We start from the raw sequence: 3,038 nt of genomic DNA on the forward strand, positions 1-3,038 counted from the left end.
CCCCTGTCTCTGCCCTCCCCCCACCGCTCTTCCCGAGCCTCCCGCCGCACCTGCGGACGCTCGCCTTCATCGACTTGGAGACGACGGGGTTGGATGCCTCCCGGCACGAAGTGCTGGAGGTGGCCGTCCTCCGCGTCGACGCCCGCAGCCTCAAGGTGCTGGCGGAGTACGAAGCCCGCGTGCAGCCCACCCGGCTGGCCGACGCCCACCCCGAAGCCCTGGCCGTGTGCGGCTACTCCGACGAAGAGTGGCGAGACGCCCTGCCCCTACAGGAGGTTCTCGCCACCGTGACGCCTCTCCTGGCTGGCACCCTCGTGGCCGGCCACAACACCAGCTTCGACTGGGGCTTCCTCGTCGAGGGCTACCGCCGCACCGAAATGACTCTGCCCTCCGTCGACTACCACCGCCTCGACACCGCCAGCCTCGCGTGGCCGCTGCTCGCCACGGGCGAGGTGGAGTCCCTCTCCCTCAACGCCCTGGCCAGGCGCTTCGGCCTCCACCGGCCCACGCCCCACCGAGCCATGGCGGACGCCCGCTGCGCACTGGAAGTGGCCCGCTGCCTCGCGGTGCGCATGGCCCGTGGCGGGCACATGGAGCGGCTGCTGGAGGAGTCGGGAGGTGTCTCGTGAGTGGAGCTTCCTCTCGTCGCAAGGGCGCTGACTTCGAGCGCGCCCTCGTCCACCGCTTCCGCGAAGCCATGCCTGAGGCGCTCATCCGCCGCGGCCTCCAGTATCGCACCGGCCAGGAGGTGTCGGACGTCGAGGTGCCGTGCTTCTGGCTGGAGGCCAAGGCCCACCAGCGCACCAATGTCCGCGAAGCCCTGCGCCAGGCCCTGGAGACGTGCCCGGCGGGCCGCTGGCCGCTGGCTGTGTGCAAGGACGACGGGCAGCCGCCCCTCGTCGCCATGCCGTTGGACGACTTCCTCGAGTTGGTGCGCGAGTGGTGGGAGGCACGTCCCCGGTGAGTGACTTCTTCGACCACCTCCTGGGCTTGCTTCGTGTGGAGGCGCTCGCCCCTCGGCACCAGGCTGTCTTCGCGGCTGCGCGCACTCAGCGGCCGGCCTTCGCGCGTCATGCCACACTCGAATCGGTGCAGGCCGCCATGGCTGACGCGCGTGAGGAGACGTACCCGGAGCGGGAGGCCCTCACCCGGGCCCTGGTGGCCGAAATGCAGGCCTCCTCCAGCCCCGTGTGGACGGCGGCCCTCGCCACCGCCTACGCCCCCATGTTGCGTCGCCTGCGCCGCCGCCTCCTCGGTAACGCCGTGCCCAGGGAGGACCTGGACCAGCTCGTCCTCGCCACCTTCCTCTCCGTCGCACGCGCCTTCCCCCTCTCGCGCTGGGGTGACTGGACTGCCGTCCGCCTGCGCCAGCAGACGGCGCGCGAGGTGTTCCGTTACCTGCGCAAGGAGCGCGCGGAGCAGCACGAGACGTACACCCAGGAGCAGTTCGCCGAGTGGCTGCCCGACGTGCGGTCCGTCACTCCGCTGGAGAGCCCCAGGCGGCCCAGCATCCGCCGCAGCTTCGTGAAGCGCGACGCCGTGCTGGTGCATCTGGCCCAGGCCACCCTGCCTCGCAGCGACGTCGAGGTCCTCATGGCGACGGTCGTCCGGCGCGAGAAGCTGCGCGCCTACGTCAGCCGCCTCGTCGAGGGCGACGCCGCCGAGGCCGAGAGGACGTACCAGCGACTGAAGCGCCAGCGCACGCGGCTGATGCAGCGCCTGCGCACCCAGGCCGTGGACGCGGTACCGCAGCCCTCCGGAGGCTGCTGAGGGAAGGCATGGCCCAGAAGAAGCCCCTCAAGAAGCTGGGGCGCCCCACCAAGGCCGAAGGCCCTCGGCTGCCCCATGCCGAGGTGGACAAGCTCCTCGTGGAAGGCGAGGAGGTGCCCACCACCCGGGGCCGTGTGAAAAGGCGCTACCCCTCTTTGCGCGAACTGGCCGAGCGCTTCGGTGTCGCGCACAGCGCCGTCGCCAAGTACGCCCAGCAGCACGACTGCCTCGTCCGCCGCAAGCGCCTCCTCGCGGGCCAGCAGCCGGCCGTGACGCCCGCGGTGGACGAGACGCCCGCGCTAGACGAGACGCCCGCGCTGGACGAGACGCCCGCGCTGGACGAAGCGCCACCTCCTCCGAAGCGCAAGACGGGCCGCCCCCGCAAGTCCGAGGAGTCCGCCCTCCCCCGCCAGGAGCTGGACCGCGCGCTCGTCTTCGGCGACGTGAAGACGCTGCCGGATGGCAGCACCATGACGAGCTACGCCTCGTACCGCGAGCTGGCCGAGCGCTTCGGTGTCGCCACCTCCCTCGTCGCCAACTACTCCAGGGAGCACAACTGCCTGCGCCGCCGCGAGGAGGCCAAGACACGCATCGCCACCAAGGCGGACCAGAAGCTGATTGAACTGCGCGCCAACGCCATCGCCGTCTCCAAGGACGACGCCCTGAAGATGATTGACGGCTACCTCCTCGGCTTCGAGGAGGCACTAGCGGAAGGGCGCGTGCGCGTCGACAACCCCACCGACTTCAACACCATGGTGCGCCTGAAGGAGTTCGTGCAGGGCGGCGCCGACTCTCGCCAGGAGCTGCACGCCACCTTCTCGCTGGAGGGCCTCCAGGCTCGGCACGCCCAGGCCCTGCGCGCCGCGCGGGAGACGACGCCCGCCGAGCGCGGCGAGGTGGATGCGGCAGTGGTGGAGAGCAGCGACGAGGACCTCGACGCAGCCGCCCCGGATTGCCCCAAGGGCGACGCCCTCGTGGATCCTCCAACGGACGTCGCGGCCCCCGCCGACCCCGTCTGAGAGCGCCCTCCGATAAGTGAACGGACACTTTCGCGTTCAGTTTCGCCGTTCACTTTCGCTGGGCCAGGCCGCGCTTGGTCACTTTCCCGTGGAGCTCCTGCCTGGCGCGCGGAGGCACACGCCTGGCGCCACGGCCTTCATAGTTTCGCGAGGTTAGGGCGGACAGCCACTAGGTGCTCGAGCGCCGCGGTATCGCTCCGGGCCATAACTCGGGCCCAGAAGCACACTCTGTCCAGCGGGCCGGACTCC

General features: G+C 70.9%; 4 protein-coding genes. All 4 read left to right on the plus strand.

What is annotated here, in order from left to right; genetic code table 11:
* Positions 1-629: 3'-5' exonuclease (locus D7Y15_RS42925; protein ID WP_148713036.1), on the plus strand; the 629-nt coding region annotated here is incomplete at its 5' end.
* A complete protein-coding gene (locus D7Y15_RS42930) occupies positions 626-964 on the plus strand; it encodes a hypothetical protein (RefSeq protein ID WP_121756166.1) in 339 nt (112 codons plus the stop codon). The genes D7Y15_RS42925 and D7Y15_RS42930, both read left to right, overlap by 4 nt.
* Entirely contained in the window at positions 940-1,770 is an 831-nt protein-coding gene (locus D7Y15_RS42935; RefSeq protein WP_121756167.1) for a hypothetical protein, read from the plus strand. Before D7Y15_RS42930 ends, D7Y15_RS42935 begins: the two co-directional genes overlap by 25 nt.
* An 8-nt stretch (positions 1,771-1,778) precedes the next feature.
* Positions 1,779-2,789 (plus strand): AT hook motif domain protein, encoded by a 1,011-nt coding sequence (locus tag D7Y15_RS42940; RefSeq protein ID WP_121756168.1) that lies wholly within the window; start codon positions 1,779-1,781, stop codon positions 2,787-2,789.
* Positions 2,790-3,038 lie beyond the last annotated feature (249 nt).

Origin of the sequence: Corallococcus sp. AB030 (assembly GCF_003668965.1) — a bacterium.
Classification (GTDB): Bacteria; Myxococcota; Myxococcia; order Myxococcales; family Myxococcaceae; genus Corallococcus; species Corallococcus exiguus.